General features: G+C 63.0%; 2 protein-coding genes. Both read right to left on the bottom strand.

The annotated features are described in order from the left end of the window. Nucleotides 1-183: 183 nt before the first annotated feature. Nucleotides 184-1,356 (bottom strand): acyl-CoA dehydrogenase family protein, encoded by a 1,173-nt coding sequence (locus AB4Y80_RS16855; protein ID WP_442215489.1) that lies wholly within the window; start codon nt 1,354-1,356, stop codon nt 184-186. 129 nt (nt 1,357-1,485) lie between these two features. After that, a partial coding sequence (locus tag AB4Y80_RS16850) for a hypothetical protein (protein ID WP_442215488.1) occupies nt 1,486-1,687 on the bottom strand: 202 nt, incomplete at its 5' end.

Raw genomic sequence — 1,687 nt, 5'->3', positions numbered from 1 at the left:
AAGACCCACAGCGCCGATGGTACTGCATTCGTGAGGATGTGGGAGAGTAGGACACCGCCGGACAACACCCCAGGGTCGAGGCCCCCACCACCGTGGGGGCCTCCCCACATTTAACCCCCCAAACACAAACGCCCACGAGACCGGGCCCGCGAGGCCCGGCGCCCGGTCACGCCCGGTGCGGGCCTACCGGAAGGCCGGCAGGCCCGTGATGTGCTGGCCAACAATGAGCGTGTGCACCTCATCGGTGCCCTCATAGGTGCGCACCGACTCCAAGTTGTTCGCATGCCGCATGGGGGAGTAGTCCAAGGTGATGCCATTGCCGCCAAGGATTGCGCGCGCGTCACGGCAAATCTTGATCGCTTCGCGGCAGTTGTTGAGTTTGCCCACGGACAGCTGGTGCGGCTGCACCAGGCCGTGCTGCTTGAGCCGTCCAATCTGCAGCGCCAGCAGAACCCCCTTGTTGATCTCCACCGCCATGTTCACCAGTTTCTCCTGGGTCAGCTGGTAGCCGGCCAGGGGCTTGCCGAACTGAAGCCGCGCGCGCGAATAGTCCAGGGCACATTGGTAGGAGTCCCGGGCGGCGCCCATGGCACCCCAGATGATTCCGTAGCGGGCCTCATTGAGGCACTCGAATGGCGCCCGCAAACCGATCGCACCCGGGAGCTGTGCGCTGGCGGGCAGCTGGACGTTTTCCATCAGGATCTCGCACTGGATGGAGGCTCGCATGGACAGCTTGGGTTCTATGGCCGTGGCGGTAAAGCCCGGGGTGTCGGTGGGAACGATGAAGCCGCGGACGCCATCGGCGGTCATTGCCCAAATAATGGCGATGTCGGCGATGGAGGCCAGGCCGATCCAACGCTTCTTGCCATTGATGATCCATCCGGCGTCCGGCCCGGTGCCGTCCCTGCGGGCGTGTGTTGTCATGGAGGACGGATCGGAACCCGCCGTCGGCTCGGTCAGCCCAAAGCATCCCACCACGTCTCCGGCGGCCATGCGTGGCAGCCAGTGCTCCTTCTGCTTTTCGGAGCCGTGCTTGTGGATGGCGCCCATGGCAAGGGACCCCTGGACGCTCACGAACGTGCGCAGGCCCGAGTCGCCGGCCTCCAGCTCCATCATGGCCAGTCCGTACTCCACGGGGCCGCGTCCGGGGCAGCCATAGCCCTCTAGGTGCATCCCTAGCAGGTCCAGTGCCGCGAGCTCGCGGATGAGCTCGCGGGGAAACACGGCTTGTTCGTACCAGGCTGCGATGTTGGGCTTGATCCGTGAGTCCACGAATGCCCGCACCCGGCTTTGCACCTGCGCTTCCGCAGGGTCCAGCAGTGCCGCAATGCCCAGTAAATCGGATGCATCTGTCATGACAAGTCTCCGTCGAGTCGTTTACTACCGTTGTCTTGAATGCTAGCGGAGGGTCCTTGGCATGTTAATACGACTGTGTTTCGGCAGGAATTAGCGGGGCCGCGGCATTGTGCGCAGCGTCACGCTGTTTCAATTGGTAATGGCATAAAAAGGTGTGTATTGTTTTTCGAGTTGCCCCGGTTCGTTGGGGTGCCGATTCTCCGGTGTGGGTTGCCTGTTGTGGGTGGTTTGTGTCGGTGGTTTGGTGGTGTGGGTCACGGTTTGTGGTTTGCGTTGCCGGGCGGGGTCGGGTATTTTGTGGTTTGCGTTGCCGGGCGGGGTCGGGTATATT

Source organism: Specibacter sp. RAF43 (assembly GCF_052114065.1).
Taxonomy (GTDB): Bacteria; Actinomycetota; Actinomycetes; order Actinomycetales; family Micrococcaceae; genus Specibacter.
The sequence above is the reverse complement of the archived record's forward strand: the minus strand, read 5'-3'. Positions and strand labels throughout refer to the sequence as shown.